The sequence below is a fragment of the Pseudonocardia benzenivorans CB1190 genome (assembly GCF_000196675.2).
GTDB lineage: Bacteria > Actinomycetota > Actinomycetes > Mycobacteriales > Pseudonocardiaceae > Pseudonocardia > Pseudonocardia benzenivorans.
This window is the reverse complement of the sequence record NC_015312.1, coordinates 2,838,186-2,863,127: the sequence shown is the minus strand read 5'-3', so window position 1 is coordinate 2,863,127 and position 24,942 is coordinate 2,838,186. Positions and strand designations below refer to the sequence as shown.

23 protein-coding genes and 1 pseudogene are annotated in these 24,942 nt (G+C 74.0%); 6 read left to right on the top strand and 18 right to left on the bottom strand.

The features are described from left to right. Window positions 1-45 precede the first annotated feature (45 nt). The 11 genes from cobF to PSED_RS13610 all read right to left on the bottom strand — a co-directional run bounded on the left by cobF (window position 46) and on the right by PSED_RS13610 (window position 9,605). Window positions 46-831: a precorrin-6A synthase (deacetylating) gene (gene cobF, locus PSED_RS13660; RefSeq protein ID WP_013674833.1), complete on the bottom strand. Its 786-nt coding sequence runs from the start codon at window positions 829-831 to the stop codon at window positions 46-48. Window positions 832-906: 75 nt separating this feature from the next. Next, window positions 907-1,806, bottom strand: a complete 900-nt coding sequence (locus PSED_RS13655) for an aldose 1-epimerase family protein (protein ID WP_013674832.1) — start codon at window positions 1,804-1,806, stop codon at window positions 907-909. A gap of 115 nt (window positions 1,807-1,921) precedes the next feature. Continuing rightward, window positions 1,922-3,076 carry an MFS transporter gene (locus PSED_RS13650; protein ID WP_013674831.1) on the bottom strand — a complete coding sequence of 385 codons (1,155 nt, stop codon included), beginning with the start codon at window positions 3,074-3,076 and terminating at the stop codon, window positions 1,922-1,924. A gap of 253 nt (window positions 3,077-3,329) precedes the next feature. After that, window positions 3,330-4,052 (bottom strand): hypothetical protein, encoded by a 723-nt coding sequence (locus PSED_RS13645; protein WP_013674830.1) that lies wholly within the window; start codon window positions 4,050-4,052, stop codon window positions 3,330-3,332. A 152-nt stretch (window positions 4,053-4,204) separates the two neighbouring features. Next, window positions 4,205-5,299 carry a 1,2-phenylacetyl-CoA epoxidase subunit PaaE gene (gene paaE / locus PSED_RS13640; RefSeq protein ID WP_013674829.1) on the bottom strand — a complete coding sequence of 365 codons (1,095 nt, stop codon included), beginning with the start codon at window positions 5,297-5,299 and terminating at the stop codon, window positions 4,205-4,207. Window positions 5,300-5,301: 2 nt separating this feature from the next. Continuing rightward, window positions 5,302-5,811, bottom strand: coding sequence for a 1,2-phenylacetyl-CoA epoxidase subunit PaaD (gene paaD, locus PSED_RS13635; RefSeq protein WP_013674828.1), 510 nt, complete (start codon window positions 5,809-5,811; stop codon window positions 5,302-5,304). Next, the gene (gene paaC / locus PSED_RS13630) at window positions 5,805-6,719 is read right to left on the bottom strand and encodes a 1,2-phenylacetyl-CoA epoxidase subunit PaaC (protein ID WP_013674827.1); all 915 of its coding nucleotides are present in this window, start codon (window positions 6,717-6,719) and stop codon (window positions 5,805-5,807) included. The genes paaD and paaC overlap by 7 nt, the downstream gene beginning before the upstream one ends. A gap of 34 nt (window positions 6,720-6,753) precedes the next feature. Beyond that, window positions 6,754-7,101: a 1,2-phenylacetyl-CoA epoxidase subunit PaaB gene (gene paaB / locus PSED_RS13625; protein ID WP_013674826.1), complete on the bottom strand. Its 348-nt coding sequence runs from the start codon at window positions 7,099-7,101 to the stop codon at window positions 6,754-6,756. Beyond that, entirely contained in the window at window positions 7,098-8,057 is a 960-nt protein-coding gene (paaA, locus tag PSED_RS13620) for a 1,2-phenylacetyl-CoA epoxidase subunit PaaA (RefSeq protein WP_013674825.1), read from the bottom strand. The genes paaB and paaA overlap by 4 nt, the downstream gene beginning before the upstream one ends. Window positions 8,058-8,190: 133 nt before the next feature. Next, on the bottom strand, window positions 8,191-8,814 hold the full coding sequence (locus PSED_RS13615; protein ID WP_013674824.1) for a TetR/AcrR family transcriptional regulator: 624 nt from the start codon (window positions 8,812-8,814) through the stop codon (window positions 8,191-8,193). Next, window positions 8,811-9,605: an enoyl-CoA hydratase/isomerase family protein gene (locus PSED_RS13610; RefSeq protein ID WP_013674823.1), complete on the bottom strand. Its 795-nt coding sequence runs from the start codon at window positions 9,603-9,605 to the stop codon at window positions 8,811-8,813. The genes PSED_RS13615 and PSED_RS13610 overlap by 4 nt, the downstream gene beginning before the upstream one ends. A 182-nt stretch (window positions 9,606-9,787) precedes the next feature. Here PSED_RS13610 and paaZ point away from each other — a divergent pair, with 182 nt between their 5' ends. Beyond that, complete coding sequence (gene paaZ, locus PSED_RS13605) at window positions 9,788-11,845, top strand: phenylacetic acid degradation bifunctional protein PaaZ (RefSeq protein ID WP_013674822.1); 2,058 nt, start codon at window positions 9,788-9,790, stop codon at window positions 11,843-11,845. Continuing rightward, entirely contained in the window at window positions 11,842-13,167 is a 1,326-nt protein-coding gene (gene paaK, locus PSED_RS13600; RefSeq protein ID WP_013674821.1) for a phenylacetate--CoA ligase PaaK, read from the top strand. The genes paaZ and paaK overlap by 4 nt, the downstream gene beginning before the upstream one ends. A gap of 85 nt (window positions 13,168-13,252) precedes the next feature. Here the strand turns inward: paaK and PSED_RS13595 are convergent, their stop codons facing one another. After that, window positions 13,253-13,825 (bottom strand): TetR/AcrR family transcriptional regulator, encoded by a 573-nt coding sequence (locus PSED_RS13595; protein WP_013674820.1) that lies wholly within the window; start codon window positions 13,823-13,825, stop codon window positions 13,253-13,255. 95 nt (window positions 13,826-13,920) lie between these two features. On the opposite strand from PSED_RS13595, the gene PSED_RS13590 reads away from it, so the two are divergent. The 3 genes from PSED_RS13590 (at window position 13,921) to PSED_RS13580 (ending at window position 16,356) form a co-directional block, all read left to right on the top strand. Further along, window positions 13,921-14,376 carry a nuclear transport factor 2 family protein gene (locus PSED_RS13590; protein WP_013674819.1) on the top strand — a complete coding sequence of 152 codons (456 nt, stop codon included), beginning with the start codon at window positions 13,921-13,923 and terminating at the stop codon, window positions 14,374-14,376. A gap of 52 nt (window positions 14,377-14,428) precedes the next feature. Next, entirely contained in the window at window positions 14,429-15,154 is a 726-nt protein-coding gene (locus tag PSED_RS13585; RefSeq protein ID WP_325051323.1) for an NADPH-dependent F420 reductase, read from the top strand. A gap of 149 nt (window positions 15,155-15,303) precedes the next feature. Beyond that, window positions 15,304-16,356, top strand: a complete 1,053-nt coding sequence (locus tag PSED_RS13580; RefSeq protein ID WP_013674817.1) for an endonuclease/exonuclease/phosphatase family protein — start codon at window positions 15,304-15,306, stop codon at window positions 16,354-16,356. Here PSED_RS13580 and PSED_RS13575 read toward each other — a convergent pair. Next, on the bottom strand, window positions 16,320-17,615 hold the full coding sequence (locus PSED_RS13575) for a cytochrome P450 (protein WP_013674816.1): 1,296 nt from the start codon (window positions 17,613-17,615) through the stop codon (window positions 16,320-16,322). The genes PSED_RS13580 and PSED_RS13575 overlap by 37 nt on opposite strands. 64 nt (window positions 17,616-17,679) lie before the next feature. Next, on the bottom strand, window positions 17,680-18,462 hold the full coding sequence (locus PSED_RS13570; RefSeq protein ID WP_013674815.1) for a DsbA family protein: 783 nt from the start codon (window positions 18,460-18,462) through the stop codon (window positions 17,680-17,682). 209 nt (window positions 18,463-18,671) lie between these two features. On the opposite strand from PSED_RS13570, the gene PSED_RS13565 reads away from it, so the two are divergent. Beyond that, complete coding sequence (locus tag PSED_RS13565) at window positions 18,672-19,688, top strand: TIGR03617 family F420-dependent LLM class oxidoreductase (RefSeq protein WP_233899399.1); 1,017 nt, start codon at window positions 18,672-18,674, stop codon at window positions 19,686-19,688. Window positions 19,689-19,731: 43 nt separating this feature from the next. On the opposite strand, the gene PSED_RS13560 is transcribed toward PSED_RS13565, so the two are convergent. The 4 genes and pseudogenes from PSED_RS13560 to PSED_RS13545 form a co-directional block, all read right to left on the bottom strand. Next, entirely contained in the window at window positions 19,732-20,931 is a 1,200-nt protein-coding gene (locus tag PSED_RS13560; RefSeq protein ID WP_013674813.1) for an MFS transporter, read from the bottom strand. A gap of 146 nt (window positions 20,932-21,077) precedes the next feature. Further along, window positions 21,078-22,054 (bottom strand): annotated as a pseudogene (locus PSED_RS13555) (thiamine pyrophosphate-dependent dehydrogenase E1 component subunit alpha). Between the two features lie 253 nt (window positions 22,055-22,307). Then, window positions 22,308-23,228 (bottom strand): SMP-30/gluconolactonase/LRE family protein, encoded by a 921-nt coding sequence (locus PSED_RS13550; RefSeq protein ID WP_013674812.1) that lies wholly within the window; start codon window positions 23,226-23,228, stop codon window positions 22,308-22,310. Further along, on the bottom strand, window positions 23,225-24,838 hold the full coding sequence (locus PSED_RS13545) for an ABC transporter substrate-binding protein (RefSeq protein ID WP_013674811.1): 1,614 nt from the start codon (window positions 24,836-24,838) through the stop codon (window positions 23,225-23,227). Before PSED_RS13545 ends, PSED_RS13550 begins: the two co-directional genes overlap by 4 nt. Window positions 24,839-24,942: the final 104 nt, after the last annotated feature.

Genomic DNA, 24,942 nt, shown 5'->3' with positions numbered 1-24,942 from the left:
CACGGTGATCGCCGTCTCAATCGGAGACGGTCGCCGACCCCGGCCTCAGCGTCGGCCGGGATCGCGGCGCAGCAGGTAGGTGTCCATGATCCAGCCCTTGCGCTCGCGGGCCGCCGCGCGGCGACGGACGATGTCGTCCTTGACCTTCTGCAGGTTGCCCGCGACGAGGATCTCGTCGGGGGTGCCGAGGTAGGCGCCCCAGTAGATGTCGACGTCGTCGTCGGGCAGGGCGGCGAACGCCGTCGAGCCGTCGAGCATGACGACGACGTCGTCCACGTCGCGCGGCATCCCGGCGGCCAGCCGCCGGCCCGTCGTCACCAGCACGGACCCGCCGACGCGGTTGAGGATGAGCCGGTGCGCGGCCGCGAGCGCGGCGACGCTGCTGATGCCGGGGACCGACTCGATCGTGAAGCCCTGGCCACCGGAGGCGACGTCGGCGTCGTGGATGCCGGCGAGCAGCCGCAGCGTGCCGTCGTAGAGCGCCGGGTCGCCCCAGACGAGGAAAGCGCCGACGCCGTCGGGACCGAGCTCGTCGTCGATCATCCCGGCGTAGACGGCGGCGCGGCGGTCCTGCCAGTCGAGGACGGCCTCGCGGTAGCCCGGGCCGGTGGCGTCGCGGTCGCGCTCGGGGTCGGCCGCCTCGACGACGCGGTACGCGCCGGGCCCGACGTGCCGGTCGAGCAGCAGCGTGCGCAGCGCGAGCAGGTCGTCCTTCGCCGACCCCTTGTCGATGGCGAAGAACACGTCGGCACGGCGCAGGGCCGCGACGGCCTGCAGGGTCAGATGGTCCGGGTCGCCCGCGCCGATCCCGATGACGAGCACCGTCCGCATGACGTGACCGTAGTCGACGGCCCGGGCGGGCCGGCGGGCCCGTGACGACACTCCGGTACCGGAACGGCGGGCCGCTCAGCCCAGCGGTCGGAGCCCCCAGCGGGCGCTCCACCGCTCCCCCGGCGCCAGCACCACCAGGCCCTCGCCGGAGTTCAGTGCGTCGGGCGGGCACGTCATCGGCTCGACGGCCACCGCGGGCCCGTGTCCGCCCAGGTCATCGGGGGTGAACACCTGCACCCAGCCGAACGCCGGGTCGGCCCACAGCTCGACGCCGCCGTCCGCGGACGTCAGCCGGTGGCGGACGAGGTCGTCGCCGTCGACGGGCCGGGCACCGCCGAAGCAGTCGTCGAGCCGCGCGTCGCGCAGCGCGATCGTGCGCTCCTCGGCCGCGAGCGGGCGCGGTTCGCCCGCGGGCAGCTGGTCGACGAGCGGGACCGCGGTCGTCGCGCCGAGCTCGAGGGTGCACTCGCGCACCGGGGTCGACCCGACGCGCAGGTACGGGTGCGACCCGACGCCGAAGGGCACGTCGGCCGTGCCGAGGTTCTCGGCCGAGATCGCGACGGTGAGCCCGCCCGCGCCCACGCCGTAGCGCACCGACACCCGGACCGGCTGCGGCCACCCCGGCTGCGGCATCACGGACGCGGTCAGCGTGACGGCGTCGTCGTCGTGCTGGTCGACGACCCAGCAGACGTGGCGCAGCAGGCCGTGGATCGCGTTGCCCGCCGCGGGCTCGGTGAGCGCGAGCTGCTGTTCGGCACCCTGCCAGGCCCAGCGCCCGGCGCGGACCCGGTTGGGCCACGGCGCCAGCAGCGCGCCGCAGCCGCGTGGGGGCCGCTCGGTCTCCGGCCAGGTCTCCGTGTAGGCGACGCCGTTCGCCTCGAAGGCCCGCAGCCCGGCGCCCACCTCCGTGACGACGGCCGTCGTCCCGGCGCCGTCGGAGACGGTCAGCTGTCGTCCGGTGGGTGGCACGCTCACCTGTGTTCTCCTGACCTCACGACGTCCGGGACCCGCACGACGTCCGGGACGCTGATCCTTCCCGACCCGCGACCACCGCCGCCAGCGACCCGCGGTGTGTCCGCGCGGCGGCCCGTCAGCCTCGGCCGTCGCCGCGCAGCAACCTCGGCAGGAGCGCCGCCACCGCGAGGGCCGCGACGACGACCGGCCACACGCCACCCACGGCCCAGGCCGCGAACACCCCGATGCCGACGACCTCCGTCGCGAGCCCCGCGACCGACGTCACCGTCGCCCGCGCGGGGCCGCCGATCCGGTCCTGCAACCGTGCCTGCAGGACGACCAGCACCATCCGGTACGCGCCGTAGAACGCGGCGACCAGCACCATCCCCGCGGGCACGGCCAGGGCGGCGGCGACGGCGAGCGCCGCGCCCGCCCCCGCGACCACCGCGGCGAGCCGCCACCGGCTCCAGCCCGCGACCCGGCCGGCGAGGGCTGCACCAGCGGCGCCGGTGACCGAGGTCGCGACGACGGCGAGCGGCACGAACCCCGTCGGAACGGACCAGTCCGCCGCGAGTAGCGGGAAGTACTCCTCGACGGCGTCGACCCCGGCGAGCACCGCCACCGGGACGAGCAGCGCGCGCACCGCCGGCCGGGCCGCCGCCTCGGCGATCCCGGCCCGCAGCGCGGCGCGGTAGCCGGGCTCGTCATCGTCGGTCCTGCCGTCGGTGCTTCGGTCGGTGCTGCGGTCGGTGCTGCGGTCGGTGCTGCCGTCCGGCCCGCTCCCCGGGTCCGGCCGGGTCTCCGGCAGCCGCGTCGCGACCACGGCGGCGAGCAGGCAGGTCCCCACGCTCGCCCACGCCACGGCCGTGAACCCGCCGACCGACCAGAGCAGCGTCGCCAGCCCGGCCGCGGGCACCTCGGCCAGCAGGCCCGCGGCGGTCGTGGCGCCGATCAGCCGGGCATAGCGGGCCTGCGCCCCCGCCGCTGCCAGCGCGTCGTACAGCAGCGCCTCGCGGGCCCCGGAGTCCAGCGACCCGCCGATCGCCCACAGCGCGAACCCGAGCGCGAACCCGGCGAACGTCGGCCACAGTGCCCACACCGCATAGCCGACGGCCTGGCCGAGGCCGGCGGCGACGACGGCGCCGCGCCGGGAGAACCGGTCGGCCAACGCGCCCGAGGGGACCTCGACGACCAGGCCCACGACCGACCAGATCACGAACAGCGCCGAGATCTGTGCTTCCGAGAGCCCGCTCGCGCCGAACCAGACCGCGTACAGCGCGTACACCGGCACGAGGTCGGTGAGGGTGGCGAGCCCGACCGCCAGCCGGGTCAGCCGGCGCGGATCGGGCGCAGGGGGCGGCGAAGGGCGTCAATCGGGCGGCATGCGGCGATCGTATCCGCGGTGTCCGGCGCTGCCACGCGGTTTCCGACCCACCGCGGTGCGCCGGACGCGGCCGGCACGCACGTGGCCCGTCCGTCGGCCACGACACGCGTGGACGCGGTCGAGGCCACCGGCGCGAGGGACCGCGAGCGGCGGGCGCGGCTCAGCTCGTGGCCGGGACCGTCGTCGAGGTCGCCGAGGCCGAGGCCGAGGTCGAGGTCGAGGAGGTCGGCGATGTCGTGGATGAGGCGGGGGCCGTGGGTGAGGTCGTCGGCGCCGGCGGACGCGGATGGTGGTGCCCGTGGCCGGGGCGCGACGGGTTCGTCGGCGGCGGTGTCGTCGGCGGCGGGGTGGTCGGCGGCGGAGGCGGCGCGGTCGTGCCCTCGGCGCCGCCTGCGGGCGGCACGGCCGGCGGCGGCACGGCCGCGGGCGGCGGGACGGCCGGCGGGGCGACGGCGGCCGGCGGCGCGACGGGCGGCGGGACGGCCGCGGCCGCGGCGATGGCGCGGGCGGGCGGCAGCGCGAGCGCGCGGAGGGGAACGGAGTCGGCGGCGTCGCCGGGCGCCGGTTCGAGAGGGGGTGCGACGGCGGGGGCCGTGGGTGCGACCGGGAAGGTCGGCACCGGCACCGTGGCCGCGTCACCGATGCGCGGCGGCGCCCCGGCGGCCTGCGCGAAGCCGGAGGCCTGCGGGGCCGCCGGGTCGTCGGCGGAGCCCTGGGTGAACGCCAGCCCGACCCCGAGCGCCGCGATGCCGACCGCCGCGAAGGCCGAGGCGGCGGCGAGCTTCACCCGGGCGGGCTTGGTCCGCAGGATCAGCCATGCCTGTGCGGCGGCCCAGCCCAGCAGGGCGAGGGTCGCGATGAGCACGGCCCAGCGCTGCGTCACGGTCGGCACCTCCCTGACAGTCTCGCGGCCCCGGAACGCTCGCGAACCCGATCGCTCGCGACACCGCCATCCTGCGCCCGTGCGTCCCGGATGTCCCGCCGGGGACCCGGTCGTGTCGTGATCGACACGTCACGACGGGTGACGGGAACGCGTCAGACGTCGTAGTCGACCGTGACCGCGTCCGACACCGGCAGCGTCTGGCAGGTGAGCACGAAGCCCGCGTCGACCTCGTCGTCCTCGAGCGCGAAGTTGCGCAGCATCCGCACCTCCCCGTCGGTGACCCGGGCCCGGCAGGTCCCGCACACGCCGCCCTTGCAGGCGAAGGGCAGGTCGGCGCGGACGCGCTGGGCCGAGTCCAGGACGGCGACGTCGCGCGGCAGGGTCAGCGCGGTCGCGCGTCCGTTGAGCACGACGGTGACCTCGCTGGTCTCGCCGTCGGGCAGCGCCTCGTCGGGTCGGTGCAGCTCGGGCGGCGGGGCGTCGACGTAGAAGAGCTCGCGGTGCACCCGCCGACGCTGCACGCCCAGCTCGCCCAGCACGGCGACGGCGTCGTCGGTCATGCGGAGCGGGCCGCAGAGCCACCAGTCGTCGACGGTGTCGACGTCGACCAGCAGGGTCAGCAGCTGCCGGAGCTTCGCGGCGTCGAGCCGCCCGCTGACGACCTCGGACTCCATGGGCTCGCGGGAGAGCACGTGCAGCAGGTGCAGCCGGGGGCCGTAGGCGTTCTTGAGGTCGGCGAGCTCCTCGGTGAACATGACGGTGTCGGTGCGCCGGTTGCCGTAGAGCAGCGTGACCCGGGTGTCGGGGTGGGCCGCCAGCAGCGATCCGACGATCGAGAGCACCGGTGTGATGCCCGAGCCGGCGGCGACGAACCCGTGGTGGGTGCCGGCGGCGAGGTCCGGGGTGAACGACCCGGCGGGCGGCCCGACCTCGATCTCGTCGCCCTCGACGAGCCGGTCGACGAGCCACTCGGAGAACAGCCCGCCGTCGATGCGGCGCACCCCGACGCGGGGCGCGGCCCCCGCGGGCGCGCAGATCGAGTACGAGCGCCGCTCCTCGCCCGCGTCGGTGCGCAGCCTCAGCGTCAGGTACTGGCCGGGCCGGAAGGCGAAGGTGTCGGCGAGCTCGTCGGGGACGTCGAAGGTGACGGCGACGGCGTCGTCGCAGAGCCGCTCGACGGCACCGACCCGCAGCGGGTGGAACGAACCGGCCTCCGGGGCCCGCAGGGACGTGGTCGCGGCGGTCACCGTCAGATCTCCTTCATGTGCTCGAACGGCTCGCGGCACTCGGTGCAGCGGCGCAGGGCGGTGCACGCGGTCGGCCCGAAGCGCGAGAGCTCCTCGGTCGCGGGCGAGCCGCAACGGGGGCAGCGCACGACGGTCGCGGGGCCCGCGAGCGTCAGCGGGACCGGTCCGGGGGCGGGGCGCGGGGCGGCGCCGGGCGGGGCCAGGCCGGCCTCCGCGAGCTTGCGACGGCCGTCGTCGGAGATCCAGTCCGTGCTCCATGCGGGCGCGAGGACCGTGCGCACCTGCACCGGGCCGTACCCGGCTGCGGTCAGCGCCGCGCGCAGGTCGGCCGACATCTCCGCGACGGCCGGGCAGCCGGAGTAGGTCGGGGTGATCGTGACGGTGACGGCGTCCCCGTCGGTCTCGACCGAGCGCACCACGCCCAGGTCGTCGAGGGTGAGCATCGGCATCTCGGGGTCGACGACGCACGCGACGACCGCACGCGCCGCGGGCCGCGCCGGCGCGCTCACCACGTCGCCCCCGGGTGCGCGCGGGCGAGGCTCTGCATCGTCGCGAGGACGTGTCCCAACGCCTCGGTGTGCACGCCCTGCCGGCCGCCCCGCCCGCCGAGCAGCCCCATCGGGGCGCGGTCCGGGCGGGTCAGCGTCGCGGCGGCGAGGACCTGGTCGAGCACCGCGTCGACCTCGGCGCGGGTGTCCGCGGGGTCGACGGCGACACCGACGGCGACGAGGCGGCGCTCGACGTCGGTGGTCCGGAAGAGCTCCTCGACGAAGGGCCACACGGCCTCCAGGCCCGCCTGCATCCGCCGGTGCGACTCGTCGGTGCCGTCGCCGAGCCGGACGGCCCACCTGGCCGCGTGCTCGCGGTGGTAGGTCAGCTCCTTGACGGCCTTGGCCGCGACCGCGGCGACGACGGGGTCGCGCGAGTCGAGCAGCCGCGACATCAGCGCGAGCCGCCACGTCGTGAACACCAGCAGCCGCGCGATCGCCACGCCGAAGTCGAGGTCGTCGCCTCGCTCGGCGAGCGCGACGTTGCGGTACTGCGCCTCGCTGCGCAGGTAGGCCAGCGCGTCCTCGTCGCGTCCCGCGCCCTCGACGTGCCCGGCCCGCGACAGCAGCACCCTGGCCTGGCCGAGCAGGTCCAGCGCGGTGTTCGCGAGCGCGACCTCCTCCTCCAGCTCCGGGGCGTTGGACACCCACTCCGCGATGCGCTGCGCGCAGACCAGCGCGTCGTCGCCGAGCATGAGGCAGTACTCGGCGAGGTCGGCCGCGTCGACCCCGGCAGGGAGGGGCGCCTCGATCTCGGCCTCGACGTCCTCGAATCCCGAGCCGAACGCCCAGCGCGGGTCGTCGATGCCGGCGGTCTCCGACAGCGACTGGTAGGCGTTGGTCGCGTCCTCCTCCTCGGCGTGCGGGCTCATCGTGACTCCTCCCCTCGGCTGCTCGATCGCGCGCTCACAGGTGCGGCACCTCGTCCGGGATCGCGTAGAACGTCGGGTGCCGGTAGATCTTGTCGGCGGACGGGGCGAAGAACGGGTCCTTCTCCGACGGGCTCGACGCCGCGATGTGGTCGGCACGGACCACCCAGATGCTCACGCCCTCGTTGCGCCGGGTGTACACGTCGCGGGCGTTGTGCAGGGCCATCTCGTCGTCGGCGGCATGGATCGAGCCGACGTGGACGTGGTTGAGGCCGCGCTTGCCGCGCACGAAGACCTCGTAGAGCGGCCAGCCCCGGCGCGCGGCGGCCGGGGTCTCGCCTGCGGCGGGCTCGGCGGCGGCGGGTGCGTCGTCGGCCGGGATCACGCGGCCACCTCCTTGCGCGCGGCCTGCTTCTCCGCGTGGACCCGGGCGGCCTCACGGACCCAGGCACCGTTCTCGTGGGCACGCCTGCGGTGGGCGAGCCGCTGCGCGTTGGCCGGGCCGGACCCGGCGAGGACGGCCTTGAACTCGGCCCAGTCGGGCTCGCCGTAGTCGTGGGCGCCCCGGTCGGGGTTCCAGCGCAGCTGCGGGTCGGGCAGCGTCACGCCGAGGACCTCGGCCTGCGGCACGGTCATGTCGACGAAGCGCTGGCGCAGCTCGTCGTTCGTGTGCCGCTTGATGCCCCACGCCATGGACTGCTGCGAGTTCGGGGAGTCGCCGTCGGGCGGGCCGAACATCATCAGCGACGGCCACCACCAGCGGTTCACCGACTCCTGCACCATCTCGCGTTGCGCGTCGGTGCCGTTGACCATCGCCAGCAGCAGCTCGTAGCCCTGGCGCTGGTGGAACGACTCCTCCTTGCAGATGCGGATCATCGCCCGCGCGTAGGGCCCGTAGGAGCAGCGGCACAGCGGCACCTGGTTGCAGATCGCCGCACCGTCGACGAACCAGCCGATGACGCCGATGTCGGCGTAGGACAGCGCCGGGTAGTTGAAGATCGACGAGTACTTCTGCCGGGAGTCGACGAGCCGCTGGGTGAGGTCGTCGCGGTCGACGCCGAGGGTCTCGGCCGCGGCGTAGAGGTACAGCCCGTGGCCGGCCTCGTCCTGGACCTTGGCCAGCAGGATCGCCTTGCGACGCAACGACGGCGCCCGCAGGATCCAGTTCCCCTCCGGCTGCATCCCCATGATCTCGGAGTGCGCGTGCTGGGCGATCTGGCGGATCAGGGTGCGCCGGTACCCCTCGGGCATCCAGTCGCGCGGCTCGATCCGCTGGTCGGCCGCGACGGTCGCGTCGAACTGCGCCTGCAGCTCGGCGTCCTCGGGGGTGCTCGTGTCCACGACGACATCCTCCTTACCGAATGTTCGTTCGGCCAGGATGACGCAGCGGCCGTCCCCGCGCAACCCACCCGGTCGCCGTCGACCCGCGTACCGGCCGGACGCGTCCCCCGCCGTCAGGACGCGTCCCCCGTCCTCAGGCCGGGTCGGCCGCGGGCAGCACGCCCGCGAAGATCGCCCGCGCGACGTCCTCGGGAAGCGAGGCCGTGCCGCGCCGCCCGGGGCGGTACCACTCGGACACGGAGTTGACCAGGCCCGACAGCAGCCGGGCCGCGAGTGCCGGGTCGACACCCGCGCGGATCTCACCGGCATCGACGGCCGCCCGTACCAGCGCCGCGATCTCGGCGTCGTAGGCCTTGCGCCGTTGCAGCGCCCAGCGCTCGGTGGGGGTGTTCCCGCGGACCCGCAGCAGCAGCGTCACGTAGGGCAGGTCGTCCATCAGCACCCGGACCTGCCGGGTGACGATGCGCCGCAGCCGCTCCGACGGGCCCACCGCCGGTTCCACCCCGGGCGGGTCGTCCAGCGCGGAGAACAGGCCGTCGAGCGCGCGTTCGAGCGCCGCCCTGAGCAGCGCCTCCTTGCCCGCGAAGTGGTGGTAGAACGACGACTTCGTGATCCCCGCGGCCCGGGACAGGTCCTCCATGCTCGTGGCGTCGTAGCCGCGGGCGTTGAACTCGAGGACGGCCTTGTCCAGCAACGACTCCGGGCCGCCGCTGGGCCGACGGGGCCGGCGCGCCTCGGCCTGCGCGGAGCTCGTCATCGGCCCTCGAAGGTCGGCTTCTGCTTGGCCAGGAACGCCTCGACCGCACCGGCGTGGTCCGCCGTCGCGACCAGCCGGCTCTGCCCGCGGTCCTCGTTGGCGAGCACCGCGCGCAGGTCGTTGACCGCGCCGAACCGGACGGCCGACTTGATCTCGGCGTAGGCGAGCGTGGGACCGGCGGCGAGTCCGCGGGCGAGCTCCAGTGCCGCCTCGATCGCCTCCCCCGGCGCGATCCGCACCAGTCCCCACGCCGCGGCGTCCTCGGCCGTGAAACGCTCCCCGAGCAGCAGCAGCTCCGTGGCCCGCGCGACGCCGACCATGTGCGCGAGCGACGCCGAGAGCCCGGAGTCGGCGGTGAGGCCGATGCCCGCGAACGCCGTCGAGAACGTGGCACCGGCGGCCGAGACGCGCAGGTCGGCGGCCAGCGCGAAGCCGAGCCCGGCGCCGACGCAGGTGCCGTTCACCGCGGCGATCACCGGCTTGGGCGCCTCGGCGATGGCGAGCGTGATCCGGTTGTAGTGCTCCTCGATCGTCGTGAACTCGGTCCCCGCGCGCAGCGTCTGCGCGTGCTCACCGAGATCCTGGCCGACGCAGAACGACCGCCCCGCACCGGTGAGTACGACCGCGCGGACCGAGGGGTCGGCGGCGGCGGCCTCCAGCGCGTCGCGCAGCGCGACCTTGAGCTCGACGGTGAGGGCGTTGTGCCGGTCGGGGCGGTTCATCGTGACGACGGCGACGGCCGGCTCGGCTCTGTCGCGCTCGACGAGGACGGCGGGGGAATCGGCGACCATCGGCTCATGCTAACGGCTCTCCGACCGAACGATCGGTCAGGCGACGGGTCCCGCGACCGTTCCGTCGGGCCGGGTGGAGGTGCTAGCTTGCCCGCATCGAGCCGAACGATCGTTCGGCAGCAGCACGCTGGAGACCACGCGAGGAACGCCGACGGGACCCGCCGCCGGATGGAGGACCATCGATGACCGCTCCGACCACCGTCCCGACGCTGCGCAGCTACGTCGCGGGTGCCTGGCACTCCCCCGACCCCGCGGGAGCGCGCCCGTTGCACGACGCGGTGACCGGCGAGGAGGTCGCCCGGCTCTCCTCTGCGGGCGTCGACTTCGGCGCCGCGCTCTCCTACGGCCGGGGCGTCGGCGGGCCCGCGCTGCGGGAGCTGACGTTCCACCAGCGGGCGGGTCTGCTCAAGGCGCTGGCCGGGCATCTGCGCGAGCATCGCGACGAGCTCTACGCCGTGTCGGCGCGCACCGGCGCGACGTTGTCGGACTCGAAGTTCGACGTCGACGGCGGCATCGGCGTGCTGCTCGCCTACGCGTCCAAGGGTCGCCGCGAGCTGCCCAACGACACCGTCTACGTCGACGGGGCGGTCGAGCCGCTCGGCCGCGGGGGCACCTTCGTCGGCCAGCACGTCGCGACGCCTTTGCACGGCGTCGCGGTGCAGGTCAACGCGTTCAACTTCCCGGTGTGGGGCCCGCTGGAGAAGCTCGCGCCCGCGTTCCTCGCCGGGGTGCCGAGCCTGGTCAAGCCCGCGAGCCCGACGGCGTTCCTGACCTCGGCGCTCGTCGAGCTGATCATCGACTCGGGGCTGCTGCCGGAGGGCTCGCTGCAGTTCGTCGCGGGCGGCGTCGGCGACCTGTTCGACCACCTGACCGGGCAGGACCTGGTGTCGTTCACCGGCTCCGCGGCCACCGCCGCCACGCTGCGGACGCACCCGACGATCGTGCGCGAGTCCGTCCGCTTCAACGCCGAGGCCGACTCGCTCAACATGTCGATCCTGGGCCCGGACGTCGCGCCCGGCAGCCCCGAGTTCGACCTCTACGTCTCCGGCGTCGTCGCCGAGATGACAATCAAGGCGGGCCAGAAGTGCACGGCCATCCGGCGCGCGTTCGTGCCGGAGCAGCACGTCGAGGCGGTCGTCGAGGCGGTGTCGGCGCGGCTGGCGACGACGGTCGTCGGCGCCCCCGACGCCGAGGGCGTGCGGATGGGCGCGCTCGCGAGCCTCGACCAGCGCGGCGAGGTGCGCCGCAACATCGCCGCCCTTGCCGACGCCGGACGGATCGTGCACGGCGACCCCGGGAAGGTCGACGTCGTCGGCGCCGACGCCGAGCGCGGCGCGTTCCTCTCCCCCGTCCTGCTCACGGCCGACCCCGACCGCGCCGAGCCGCACGCCGTCGAGGCGTTCGGCCCGGTGTCGACGGTCATGGGCTACTCGTCGATCCCGCAGGTGGTGGAGCTGGCCGCGCGCGGCAACGGCAGCCTGGCGGGGTCGGTCGTCACGGCCGACCCGGCCGTCGCCCGCGAGATCGTGCTGGGCGTGGCGCCGTGGCACGGCCGCGTGCTCGTCCTCAACGAGCGCGACGCGAAGGAGTCCACCGGACACGGCTCGCCGTTGCCCGCGCTGGTGCACGGCGGCCCCGGCCGGGCGGGCGGCGGCGAGGAGATGGGCGGCATCCGCGGGGTCCTGCACCACATGCAGCGCACCGCGGTCCAGGCCGACCCCGACACCCTCACGGCGATCACCGGGCGCTGGGTCCGGGGGTCGCAGCGCCGGGAGACCGACGTCCATCCCTTCCGCAAGCACCTCGAGGAACTGCGCCCGGGCGACACGATCGTCGCCGGACCGCGCCGGGTCACCCAGGAGGACGTCGAGCACTTCGCGGAGTTCACCGGCGACACCTTCTACGCGCACATGGACGCCGCGGCGGCGGCCGCGAACCCGCTGTTCGGCGAGCGCGTCGCGCACGGCTACCTCGTCGTGTCGCTGGCCGCGGGGCTGTTCGTCGATCCCGACCCGGGCCCGGTGCTCGCCAACTTCGGTGTCGACGACCTGCGCTTCCTCACCCCGGTCCGCTTCGGCGACGAGCTGACCGTGACGCTGACCTGCAAGCAGCTCACCCCGCGCGACACCGCGGGCTACGGCGAGGTCCGCTGGGACGCCGACGTCACCCGCCAGGACGGTGAGTCGGTGGCCCGCTACGACGTGCTGACCCTCGTCGCCAAGAAGGAGACCGCGTCATGAGTACCGCGACCAGGCGTCTCGGCGACGCTCCCGACCCCACCTTGCTCGACGACGCCGAGCGCATGTCGGTCGACGAGCTGCGCGCCCTGCAGCTGCAGCGGCTGCAGTGGACGCTGCGCCACGCCTACGAGAACGTGCCCTTCTACAAGGCCTCGTTCGACGCCGCGGGCGTGCACCCCGACGACTGCCGCGAGCTCGCCGACATCGCGAGGTTCCCGACCACGACGAAGGCCGACCTGCGCGACAACTACCCGTTCGGCATGTTCGCCGTGCCGCAGGAACAGGTCCGACGGGTGCACGCGTCGTCGGGGACGACGGGCCGCCCGACGGTCGTCGGATACACCGAGCGCGACATCGACACGTGGGCGACGGTCATGGCGCGCAGCATCCGCGCCGCGGGCGGACGCCCGGGCCACAAGGTGCACAACGCCTACGGCTACGGCCTGTTCACCGGCGGCCTCGGCGCGCACTACGGCATCGAGAAGCTCGGCGCGACGGCGATCCCGGTCTCGGGCGGCATGACCCCGCGCCAGGTGCAGCTCATCCAGGACTTCCGGCCCGAGCTGATCATGGTGACGCCCAGCTACATGCTCACCGTCGTCGACGAGTTCGAGAAGCAGGGCATCGACCCGCGCACGTCGTCGCTGCAGGTCGGCATCTTCGGCGCCGAGCCGTGGACCGAGCAGATGCGCCTCGAGATCGAGGACCGCATGGACATGCACGCCGTCGACATCTACGGATTGTCCGAGGTCATGGGCCCGGGCGTGTCGCAGGAGTGCGTCGAGACCAAGGACGGGCTGCACGTCTGGGAGGACCACTTCCTGCCCGAGGTGATCGACCCGGTCGAGGGCACCCCGCTGCCCGACGGCGAGCGGGGCGAGCTGCTGTTCACCTCGCTCACCAAGGAGGCGCTGCCGATCATCCGGTACCGCACCCGCGACCTGACGACGTTGCGGCCGGGCACCGCGCGTCCCGGGATGCGCCGGATGGACAAGATCACCGGCCGCTCCGACGACATGATCATCCTGCGCGGGGTCAACGTGTTCCCGACCCAGATCGAGGAGATCGTGCTGCGTACGGCGGGCCTCGCGCCCCACTTCCAGCTGGTGCTGACGACGCAGGGCCGGATGGACGCGCTCGGCGTCAGGGTGGAGGCCCGGCCGTCGACGCCCGCCGACCGTCGCGACGCCGCCGCCGCCGAGCTGGTGAAGGCCGTCAAGGACACCGTCGGGGTGAGCGTGACCTGCGAGGTCGTCGACCCCGACACGCTGGAGCGCTCCGTCGGCAAGCTGCAGCGACTGATCGACCGCCGGCAGCGCTGAGCGGCCGTCAGCAGGGCTGCCCCGGTGAGCGGCGATGGTCGCCATGGCGACCATCGCCACGCACGGGCCACGACGTGGGCCGACGTCAGGAGCGACGGCGCGCCGCGTCGAGGAGGGTGCGGGCCGCCAACTTCGCGTGCTCCGCGGCCGCAGGGTCGGTGCCGATCGCGGCGACCGTCATCGCGCCCTCGGCCAGCAGCGTGATCGCGCTCGCGAGGACGTCGGGTGAGTCGGTGGGGAACGCGCGGGCCAGGTCGGCGAGGTAGTCGCGGAAGAGGTCCTTGTGCCGCTGCACGGCGGCCAGGATGAGCGGGGACTCGCCGCCGATCTCGCCGAAGGCGTTGATGAACGCGCAGCCCCGGAAGTCGTCCTCGGCGAACCAGAGCCCGAGCCAGTCGAACACGGCCAGCAGCCGGTCCCCCGGGTCGTCGCCCGCGGCGTCGACGTGCGCCGCGACGCGACCGCGCCAGCGCACGTCGCGGGCGTCGAGGTAGGCCGCGACCAGGTGTTCCTTCGAGGGAAAGAGCTGGTAGAGCCGGCGCATCGAGACTCCGGCCTCGGCCCGGACGTCGTCGATCCCGACGGCGGCGATGCCGCGCGAGTAGTACAGCCGTTCCGCCGCGACCAGCAGCCGATCGGATGCTTCGGCGAGATCCACGTCACTCCTCCCCTTGACCGGTAACGATCGTTCTCTAGACTACGCCCCACTACGGAGAACGCTCGTTCTCCGCAGGTCCGAGGAGGTAGTCGAGGATGAGCCGTCCGCCGTTCCCGCCGTTCGACGCCGCAGGCGCCGCCAAGAAGGTCCAGGCCGCCGAGGACGCGTGGAACACGCGCGACCCGGAGAAGGTCTCGCTCGCGTACACGCCGGACTCCGTGTGGCGCAACCGCGACACCCACGTCGTGGGGCGCGAGGAGATCGTCAAGTTCCTGACCCAGAAGTGGGAGCGCGAGCTCGACTACGCGCTGCGCAAGGAGATGTGGTCCTACAGCGGCAACCGCATCGCGGTGCGTTTCCAGTACGAGAGCCACGACGCGAACGGCCAGTGGTACCGCTCCTACGGCAACGAGCTGTGGGAGTTCGACGACGAGGGCTACATGCGCCGCCGCGAGGCGAGCATCAACGACCGGCCGATCGACGAGTCCGAGCGCCGGATCTTCGGCCCCCGCCCGGAGTCCGAGCACGGCCAGACCTTCGACATCTACTGACCCCCGTGGGTGGCGATGGTCGCCATGGCGACCATCGCCACCCACGACCGTTGTGTCCGCTTCGGACGTGGCGCCGACACGGAGCGGGAATGCCGTCCCGCGGGGCCGGGTTGCCGCGGACATGAGGATCGGAATCATCGGTGCGGGCCACATCGGCGGAACCCTGACGCGCAAGCTGGCCGAGCTCGGCCACGAGGTGCGGGTCGCCAACTCGCGGGCGCCGGAGACCCTGGCGGACCTTGCGGCGGAGACCGGCGCGACGCCGGTGTGGGCGGCGGACGCCGCGACCGACGCGGATGTCGTCATCGTCAGCATCCCGCAGAAGAACGTGCCCGACCTGGCGCCGGGGATCGTCGCGAAGGCGAAGGACGGCGCGCCCGTGATCGAGACGAACAACTACTACCCCCAGCAGCGCGACGGGCGGATCGACGCGATCGAGAACGGCACCGTCGAGAGCGTCTGGGTCGGCGAGCAGATCGGCAGCCCCGTGTTCAAGGTGTTCAACGGGATCTTCTGGAAGCACCTGCTCGAACGCGGTGTCCCGGCCGGCACCCCGGGCCGGATCGCGCTCCCGGTCGCGGGCGACGGGCCAGGCAAGCAGACCGTGCTCGACCTCGTCGACGCGCTGGGCTTCGACCCCGTCGACGCCGGCCCGCTCGCCGAGTCCTGGCGGCAGCAGCCGGGGACCCCGGTGTACGGCAAGGACTTCGACGCCGACGGGGTACGCGCCGCGCTCGCGCAGGCGAGCCCGGAGCGGCCCGCGGAGTTCAGCGGCTGACCGCGGCCGCGCAGTGCGCGTGGGTGGGCCGGGTGGGTCCCGACCCATCTGCGCGCCACCCGTGACCGGCCGCCCGCCGGTGTCCGGGTGCCGAGCCCGTGGTGGGGGTCTCAGGTTGCTCTCATGCGGGCCCGGCAGGATGGCCGCCGATGACGACGACCTCCACCCCGACGGTCTCGCCCGAGGGCACCCGCGCGTCCCCGCGACGGTGGCCGCGCGTCGTCGCGGCGGGTGTGGTCACCGCGCTCGCGGTCCTCACGACGGTGCCCGACCGTCTCGGCGGGCTCGACCGCTGGACGCCGTTCGCGCAGATCGTGGCGTTCCGTCCCTACGTGGTGGTCGTGGTCGGGCTGCTGGGCCTGGTCGCGCTCGTCGCGACGGTCTTCCGGCGCCGGTTCTGGCCGTTCGCCGCGGGCCTGCTCGTGGTCGCCGTCGCGGGCGCCGCGCTGGTGGTCCCGAGACTCGTCCCCGATCCCCCGCCGCCCGCGGGCGCACCGACGCTGACCGTGCTGGCGTTCAACGTCTACGAGGGCCGCGCCGACCCGGCCGCCGTCGCCGCGGCGATCCGGGCCGAGCGCCCCGACCTGGTCGCGCTGCCCGAGGCGGGCGCCCGGTACGCCGGTCGGATCGAGGCACTCGTCGGACCTCTGGGCTACCGCGCGCAGGCGTCCACGTCGCCGCGGGTCCGCGACGTGGACGGCGTGACGGTGCTCGTCGCGCCCCGCCTCGGCGCCGTCGACATCACCATCGGCGACGACATGACGGTGCCCGACCTGCAGGTCAGCGGCAGCGCGCTGGGCGCCGTGCGGTTCGTCGCCGTCCACCCGCGCTCGCCCCGGCTGAGCCGGGCCGACGAATGGCGCGACGACGTCGCCCGCCTCGCGACGTGGTGCGCCGGCCCGGCGCCGACGGTCGTCGCGGGCGACCTCAACGCCACCCTCGACCACTCCGTGCTGCGCGAGGCGACCCGCGGCTGCGGCGACGCGGCGGTCCAGCGCGGCCAGGGCCTCACTCCGACATGGGGCCCGTGGGGCCGCACGCTCGGGCCGCAGATCGACCACGTCCTCGCGACCGCCGGGATCGAGGCCGAGTCCGTGCGGTTCCTGACCCTGCCGGGCAGCGACCACCGCGCGGTGCTCGCGCGCCTCGCGCTGCCGACGGGTCCTCAGTCGAGCTCGACCGGCAGCGCGTCGACGCCGTAGACGAACGACAGCTCGCGGAACGGCAGCTCCGACTCCGCCACGGCCGGGCGGATCCGCGGGAACCGGCGGACCAGCGCGGGGTAGGCCGTGCGCAGTTCCATGCGGGCGAGCTCGGCCCCCACGCAGCGATGGATGCCGTAGCCGAACGCAAGGTGCGGCGGCACCGTGCGGTCGAGGTCGACGCGGTCGAGTCCGTCACCGATGCGCGGGTCGCGGTCGGCGGCCGAGAGCGAGCACACCACGACGTCGCCGGGGAGGATCGTCTTCCCGCCGACCGTCGTCTCGACGCGGGCGAACCGCGGGAAGGCGACCTGGACCGGGGTGATGATCCGCAGCAGCTCCTCGACCAGCTTGTCGGGAGCGGCGTCGTCGGAGAGCAGGGACGCCCGCAGCGCCTCGTCGCGCATGACGACGAGGCCACCCAGGGCGAGCATGCTGGTCGTGGTCTCGAGCCCGCCGGTGAGCAGCCCGTCGGCGATGCCGGCGGCCTCACGGTCGTCGATCTCGTCGCCGTGCTCGCGCAGCAGCATGCCGAGCAGGCCCTCGCCCGGGTCCCGGCGCTCCTTCGCGACGACGTCCATCAGGTACCCGACCGACTCCGACATCGCCCCGAACGAGCCGGTGAAGCCGCCCAGCAGGTCGAACCGGGCCGTCGAGAGCCGCTCGAAGTCGCCGCGGTCCTCGTAGCGGATGCCGAGCAGCTCGCAGATCGCGAGCGACGGGATCGGCAGCGCGAAGTCGCGCGCGAGGTCGGCCTGCCCGCCCTCGGCGACGGTCTTCTCCATGACGTCGAGCTGGCCCTGCACGATCGCCTCGATCCGCGGCGCGAGCCTGCGCAACCGGCGGACCGTGAACTCCGGAGTCAGGAACTTGCGCAGCCGGGTGTGGTCGGGCGGGTCGGCGAACCCCAGGCCGCCCGGGTCCTGCTCCGCGGTGATGCCGAGCCTGCCGACGAGGTGGGTGAAGTCGTTGCTGAACGCGTCGGCCGCCGCGAGCACGGCCTTCGACTCCTCGTACCCCGTCACCAGCCACGCCCGGATGCCGTAGGCCGCGGGCAGCTCGGCGACGGGCTCGCGCTCGCGCTGCTCGGCCAGCTCCGGCACCGGGTCGATCCCGGTGCGACGCAGCGGTACGAGCGCGGGCTCGGGCAGGATCCGGGTGAAGTCGACGGCGCCCGATCCGCGCCGGTTGCGCCAGCGCAGGTACAGCGGGACGACGAGCCCGAGCACCTTGCGGCGCACACCTTCCACGATGCTCATCGCGGTGTGTTCCCCCTGGTCGTGAGGCGTGTGCGACGGGTCGGCCCGGGGTCTGCGCCGCGCCTCAGTGCGCGGCGAGGATCGCCGTGAGCCAGTTCGGGTCGGAGACGTCGACGAGGCGGCCGTCGACGGCGACGGTCGGCGTGCCGAAGCCCGACCCGGCGCTGGTCTGCTGCCGCAGCGCGGGGTTGGTCGCGGCCGTCTGCAGCGACGTCTGCACCGCCTGGTCGAACTCCTTCGACGCGAGCGCGTCCGCCACCCGGCCCTTCGGGACGCCGAGTGCCGTGGCCAGCGCGTCGAGCTGGTTGGCGTCGTACCCGCGGCCGCCCTCGGACGGCTGGGCGCCGTAGAGGCTGTCGTGGAACGACGCGAACGCGCCCGGGTCGGCCTCGGCGACGGCCAGCGCCGCGGACGCCGCGGCCATCGAGTAGCCCGGTGGGTCGGAGCGGTCGTCGAGGAGGTTGACGACGTGGTAGCGCACGTCGAGCTTGCCGTCGGTGACGGCCTGGCGGATCTGGTCGCCGTAGGTGTGCTCGAACTGGCCGCAGATCGGGCAGAGGAAGTCCTCGTAGACGTCGATCGTGGCGGGGGCGCCCGCCTTGCCCATCGTCACGACCGCCGCCGCCTTGTCGACGGCGACGGCGGCGCCGGCCGCCGACGAGGTGACGACCGGGATCTGCGCGGACGCGGCGTCGTCGGTGCGGTTCGCCCGCTGCAGCAGGCCGACGACGACGGCGACCGCCACGACGACGACCACGACGATCCCGGCGATCGTGCCGGCACCGGTGCGGCGCCGCGCCGCCGCGACGCCGCCGCGGGACCGCTTGTGTGTCGGGCGTGCGTTCACCAGCCAGGACCTCCGTCGACCGTCGCGGCCACGATCATCGACCGCCTCGCCCCGATACTTCCACAAGCCGTCGAACGGTCGGCGCCAGCCACCGGTTCCACGCCGGCCCGGCACCCGCGGGAGGGACGCGCCAGTGACGTCGGCGGTCCCGGGTGGACTCGGCCGCGGGCGGTGTGAGTGGATCGGCGGAACCGATGCGAAGGAGCGTGGTGCCCGTGCTGGTCGAAGCCGTCGTCGACGTCCGCAACGACCCGGAGGGCGTCGAGGCCGCCGCCGTCCGGGCCGAGCAGGAGGGCTACTCCGGGGTCGGCATCCCGGAGACCCAGCACGACGTGTTCGTCGCGCTCGGGCTCGCGGCGCGGGCGACCGAGCGGATCACGCTGCAGTCGGCGATCGCGGTCGCGTTCGCCCGCACCCCGATGACGCTGGCCATGGCCGCCAACGACATCACGCTGATCTCGAAGGGACGCTTCGAGCTGGGCATCGGGTCGCAGGTCAAGCCGCACATCGAGCGCCGCTTCGGGATGCCGTGGAGCCGCCCGGCGGCGCGCATGGAGGAGTTCGTCGGGGCGATGCGCGCGATCTGGGACGCGTTCGCCTCCGGGGAGCGTCTCGACGTGCGCGGCGAGTTCTACTCGCACACGCTGCTGACCGAGATCTTCTCCCCCGGGCCCAACCCGTACGGCAACCCGCCGGTGCTGCTCGCCGCCGTCGGCACCCGGATGATCGAGGTCGCCGGCCGGGTCACCGACGGCATCATGTGCCATCCGCTGACGTCGAAGCGGTACATGAGCGACGTGATCCTGCCGACGCTGCGCGACGCCCGCGGCGGCGACCTCGACGGGTTCACGGTCAGCATGCCGGCCTTCGTCGTGCTCGGGGCCGACGAGCAGGCGCGGGCGCGGGCGCTCGCCGGCACGCGTCGGCAGATCGCGTTCTACGCCTCCACCCCCGCCTACCGGCCGGTGCTCGAGGCCCACGGCTGGGAGGACCTGCACGTGCGGCTGAACGGGCTGTCGCGCCGGCAGGCGTGGGACGAGATGGCCGGGCTGATCGACGACGAGATCGTCGACACCTTCGCCGTCGGCGGGACGCCGGAGCAGGCCGCCGCCGGGCTGCGCGAGCGGTTCGGCGGGCTCGCCACCCGGCTCTCGCTCAACACGCCATACGAGGCCGACCCGGAGCTCGTCCTCGCCACGGCGAAGGCGTTGCGGGAGAACGGCTGAGCCGTCCGACCCGACGGTCCACCGCGCCGCCGGGGACGGCGGCTCACCAGGACGGCGGGCGCTCGCCCCGCACCGGCGTCGTCGCGATCGCGACGACGGGGGCGAGCGCGGCCAGCGCGAACCCGGCCGCGTACCCCGCGACACCGATGATCGCGCCCAGCGCCACGGGCGCCGCCGCGGAGACGATGTTCTGCCCGGTGTTCTGGATACCCAGCGCGCGGCCCGACCACCACGAACCCGCCATCTCCGCGACGGCGGTGTAGCCCAGTCCGTTGTCGGCCACCGACACGACGGCACCGACCGCGAGCGCGGCGACCGCGAGCCACGGCGCGACGAGGTCGCCGAGGGCGAACGCGAGCAGCACGAGCACGGCCGCCGCGGCGAGCTGGCGCATCGGGCGCATCCGGGAGCCGACTCGGTCGGACCACCATCCGGCGCCGATCCGGCCCGCTGCGCCGACGACCTGCATGATCGCGACGAACGCGCCCGCGGCCGCGATCGACCAGTGCTGCTGGCGGACCAGGTACTCGGTGGAGAACACGGCGATCGCGAACTGCGGGACGACCAGCAGCGCGCTGCTCAGGTGCACCCGCCACAGCGGCGTGCCGGCGTAGGGCGAGCGGACGGGCACGCCCTCGGGCCGGGGCTCGCGGGGCGGGTCGGGCGCGAGCGTCGCGATCAGGACGGCGGCGACCAGGCAGAGCACGCCGGGCACGGCGAGCGCGGTGAACGGGCCGAGGTGCTGGCCGAGGGTCGGGAGGACCAGACCGGCGACGCCGACGCCGAGCGGTTGCGCGGTCTGCCGGATGCCCATCGCGACGCCGCGTTCGGTCCGTGGGAACCAGCCCATGACCATGCGGCCGCTCGCCGCCCACACCGACGCCGACAGCGCGCCCACCAGGCCCAGCAGCACGACGACGCCGGCCCCGTCGCCGTGCGGGCCGAACGCGACCCAGCCCATCGCGAGCGAGCCGAGCCCGAGCCCGAGGGCCATGACGCGGCGCTCACCGAACCGGTCGGCGGCCGCGCCCCATGCGACGAGGGTGAGCAGCAGGCCGGTCGTCGGCGCGGCGACGTAGACCCCGACCGCGGCGAGCGACAGCCCGAACGTGTCCCGCAGCTGCGGGACCAGGAACGGGATGCCGTAGACGAACGAGCAGGCCGACGACTGGGCGAGCACGCCGATCGCCAGCACGACCCACCGTCGTCGTGATCGCGTGTGCTCGGCCGTCGTCACGGTCACCCTCGGTCCTCCTCGCCACGTGCCCCGCCGAGGAGGTTAGCACCGCTAATCCACAAGCTGAGACGTGATTCCCATCAGCTGAGACCTCCCGTCAGTCGCTGTGACGACTGTCGCCGCTCACCGGGGATCAGGCTTCCCCGACCCGATCAGGCCTCCACGAAGCGCAGCGCGTCCTCGGGGGCGGGCAGCGGCGCGGCGAGCGCCTCGGCCTCGGCCCGGTCCAGCTCCGCGGTCGCGTCCGCGGCGATCGCTGCGGCCTCCTCGACCGTCAGCAGGCCGTCACCGACGAGGCGGGCACGCAGCCGCGGGATCGGGTCGCCGCGCAGCGCCGCCTCGTACTCCTCGACCGCGCCGAACACCCGGACGGCCTCGTGCTCCGGGTACGTCAGCGGCACCCCGGGCGGGGCGATCGTGTTCCCGTGGGCGGAGAGCCGGTAGACCAGCGTCTCCACCAGCGTCGGGCCCGCACCCGCGCGCGCAACGGCCACGGCCGCGGCGACGTGCTCGTGCACCAGGAGCGGATCGCCGCCGTCGACCGTCACGCCGGGCATGCTGTACGCCTTGGCCTTGGTGGCCAACGGCTCCCCCGCGGCGGCGTTGGCGTCCTCCTGCTCGACGCGCGTCGAGCCGCTGAAGCTGTTGTTCTCCATGACGAACACGATCGGCAGCTTCCACAGCGACGCGACGTTCAGCGACTCGTGGAACGCCCCCTGCTTGCTCGCCCCGTCGCCGAAGAAGCACAGCACCACCTCGCCCGCCCGCCGGACCTGCGCGGCGTAGGCGGCGCCGGTGGCCTGCGGGATCGACTGTCCGACGATGCCGACGTGCCGAGGAAGCCGCGCTCCGGGTCGGCCAGGTGCATCGAGCCGCCGTAGCCACCGCACAGCCCCGTCGCGCGCCCATAGATCTCGGCGAGCATCGCCGTGGTGTCGGTGCCGAGCGCGATGGGGTAGCCGTGGCAGCGGTAGGTGGCCATGACCTGGTCGCCGGGCCGGATCGCCGCGATCGACCCGACGATCGACGCCTCGGCGCCGTCGGCGAGATGCGTGTGCCCGCGGATGACACCGGGATGGTCGGCGAACGAGCTCTTCACCCGCTCCTCGAACTCGCGGATGCGCACCATCTGCCGGTAGAGCTCGACGGGGTCGGGAGCGGCGGTCGACATGGGTCCATCGTCGGCAGCCGGTGGCGTGCCGCGGAATGGCCGCCGCGCACGAAGACGTGCGATCCCGCGCAGTCGTCGCACCCTGACGGCCGCCGCCGGCGGCGAGCACGACCGTCAGGTTGCACCCGGACGACGGCGCGCAACCCCACAGCCGCCCACGTGCGCCGGCACGACCGTGGGGTTGCGTGCGGACAGGCGGGCCGGAACGGGGTCAGCCGTACGGCAGCGCCAGCCCCGGCCGCGGCCACGTCGTCCGGTACAGCACGCCGCGCCCCGACGAGGTCACGTACGCCGTCCGCATGTCGTCGCCACCGAAGCAGATGTTGGTGACGAAGATGTCCTCCCCCGGGATCGGGACCTCCTCGACCAGGCCGCCCTCCGGCGAGACGACGCTGATCAGGCCCGTGTACAGCGTCGCGACGCAGACGTTGCCGCCCGCCTCGACGGCGAGCGAGTCGAACCACTGGTACTCCGCGGAGCCGTGGAGCAGCCGCCCGCCGTGCCGGGCCCGCGACGACGGGTCGGCCTTCACCTTCCCGGGGCTCTCGATCTCCCACGACCACAGCCGCCCCGACACGGTCTCCGAGACGTGCACGTACCGGCCGTCCGGGGAGAGGCCCACCCCGTTGGCCGACACCAGCGGGAAGACGACCTCGGTGACCCACGAGCCGTCGGCACGCCCGTAGTAGAGGCCGCCGTGGTCGATGTCGCGTGGCCGCTGCTTGCCCATGTCGGTGAACCAGAACCCGCCGCCGTCGTCGAACACGATGTCGTTGGGCCCGCGCAGCCCGACACCGTCGACGTGGGTGTAGAGGTCGGTGACCTCGCCGTCGGGGGTGACGCGCTGGATACGGCCGCCAATGTAGCCCGCCGGCTGCGGGCCGGGAGCGGTGAGACCGTCGCGCTCGCTCCAGGAGAACCCGCCGTTGTTGCAGACGTAGAACGCGCCGTCCGGGCCCAGGGCCGCCCCGTTGGGCCCGCCACCGCACTCGGCGACGACCGACAGCGTCCCGTCGGGCGCGATCCGGGTCAGTGTGCCGCGCTTGATCTCGACGACGACGACCGACCCGTCGGGCATCACGACGGGCCCCTCCGGGAACTGCAGGCCCGTCCCGAACTCGGAGAACCTCACGACTGCTCCTTCCACATGCCCGCGAAGTACAGGTCCCGCGTGACGTAGCGGTCGACGCCCTTGACCGAGGGCTTGGTGATCGTCGACAGGTAGCTGCGCGAGAGCCACTGGATCGGCAGGTCCTTGTTCACCGCGAGCTCGACCTGCTGGTAGTCCGACGCCCGCCGGTCGGGGTCGGTGGTGGCTGCGGCGTCGGCCAGCAGCGTGTCGACCTGCGGGTTGGAGTACTTGCCGTAGTTGACCGAGCCGCCGGTCTGCACGATCCGGCCCGCCCCGGGGAACGGGTGGTCGAACGCGGACAGACCGCTGGCCATCTGGAAGTCGCCCGCCTGCAGGACGTTGCCGGCGAACTGCGCGAGGTCGAAGTACTGCACGTGCACCGTGACCCCGACCGCGGCCATCGACGCCTGCACGAACTCCCCGAGCGGCACCGAGGACCGGTCGGTGAAGTAGCTGAACGTCGGGTCGCCGCCGCTCGCGACGTACTGCGCCACGAGGTCCTTCGCGCGGGCCTGGTCGTAGCGCGGGTAGGCATCGGACGCCGCCGGGGTGTGCCACCTCGTGGAGCCGTCGAACAGGCTGTCGGCGGCGACGAGCTGGTTGGAGAAGAAGCTGGCGCCCAGGGCCTGCGGGTCCATCGCGGCGACGGCCGCCGCACGCATCCGTGGGTCGTCGAACGGCGCCTTCGTGACGTTGAAGTAGTTCAGCACGCCGCCGCTGCCGGGCCCGTAGTAGACGCGCAGGTCCGGGTTGGTGAAGGCGCGCACGAGCTCCTGGTTGAAGCCGCCGTTGATCATGTCGACGTCGCCGTTGGTCATCGTCGTGTAGCGGCTGTCGGTGTCGGGCAGCGGCCGGATCTCGACGCCGTCGAGGTAGGGCTTGCCCTGCTGCCAGTAGTCCGGGTTGCGGACCAGCTCCATCTTGTTGTCGCGTACCCAGCTCGTCAGCACGAAAGGCCCGGCCCCGACGGGGTGGTTGCCGATGTCGTCGCCGTACCGCGTCAGCGCGGCCGGCGAGATGATCATGCCGAGGGTGCCCGAGCTGAGCGGCTGGGCGAACACGGTCGGGAAGTCCCCGAGCGGGGCCTTGAGCGTGAAGCGGACCGTGAGCGGGTCGACGGCGGTCATCGACGCGATCTGCATGGCGTAGACGTGCGCGGGCGAGGCGGCCTTGTCGATGTGCCGCTGGGTGTTGACGACGACGGCGTTCGCGTCCAGCGGTGTCCCGTCGGAGAACCGCACGCCCTCGCGCAGACCCAGCGTCCAGGTCGTGCCGTCGTCCGACGTGCTCATCGACTTCGCGAGGTACGGCTGGGCGGACCCGTCGGGCATCAGCTTGAGCAGCGAGTCGTAGACGCCGAGCGCGGCGAGGTTGGCGTTCTGCCGCGTCGGGTCGAAGCTGATGATCTCCCGGTCGTTGCCGATGACGAGGGTCCCGCCGCGCTGCGGGTCGCCCTCCTTCGCCGGGTCGCCGCCGTAGGGGTCGACGAGGTGCACCCGCTGCGGCCCTTCGGCCGGCGGGCTCGCCGACCCGCAGGCCGTCGCGACGAGCGCCGCGCACAGCGCGGCCACCACCGCGATCGTTCTGGACGTCCGGGCACGCACGGGCATCGCCACTCCCCATCGAGCGTCGGTCCGGCGCGGGCGTCCGTCGATCCGTCCGCGTGCAGGAGTCGCCTGCGTCACACAGCGTGCGGCCGGGCCGCCGGACCGGA

Excerpts from the sequence above, each read along its gene's own strand:
- cobF (WP_013674833.1), bottom strand. The coding sequence starts at position 831 with ATGCGGACGGTGCTCGTCATCGGGATCGGCGCGGGCGACCCGGACCAT.
- paaC (WP_013674827.1), bottom strand. The coding sequence starts at position 6,719 with ATGAGCCCGCACGCCGAGGAGGAGGACGCGACCAACGCCTACCAGTCG.
- PSED_RS13615 (WP_013674824.1), bottom strand. The coding sequence starts at position 8,814 with ATGACGAGCTCCGCGCAGGCCGAGGCGCGCCGGCCCCGTCGGCCCAGC.
- PSED_RS13610 (WP_013674823.1), bottom strand. The coding sequence starts at position 9,605 with ATGGTCGCCGATTCCCCCGCCGTCCTCGTCGAGCGCGACAGAGCCGAG.
- paaZ (WP_013674822.1), top strand. The coding sequence starts at position 9,788 with ATGACCGCTCCGACCACCGTCCCGACGCTGCGCAGCTACGTCGCGGGT.
- paaK (WP_013674821.1), top strand. The coding sequence starts at position 11,842 with ATGAGTACCGCGACCAGGCGTCTCGGCGACGCTCCCGACCCCACCTTG.
- PSED_RS13590 (WP_013674819.1), top strand. The coding sequence starts at position 13,921 with ATGAGCCGTCCGCCGTTCCCGCCGTTCGACGCCGCAGGCGCCGCCAAG.
- PSED_RS13580 (WP_013674817.1), top strand. The coding sequence starts at position 15,304 with ATGACGACGACCTCCACCCCGACGGTCTCGCCCGAGGGCACCCGCGCG.
- PSED_RS13575 (WP_013674816.1), bottom strand. The coding sequence starts at position 17,615 with ATGAGCATCGTGGAAGGTGTGCGCCGCAAGGTGCTCGGGCTCGTCGTC.
- PSED_RS13545 (WP_013674811.1), bottom strand. The coding sequence starts at position 24,838 with ATGCCCGTGCGTGCCCGGACGTCCAGAACGATCGCGGTGGTGGCCGCG.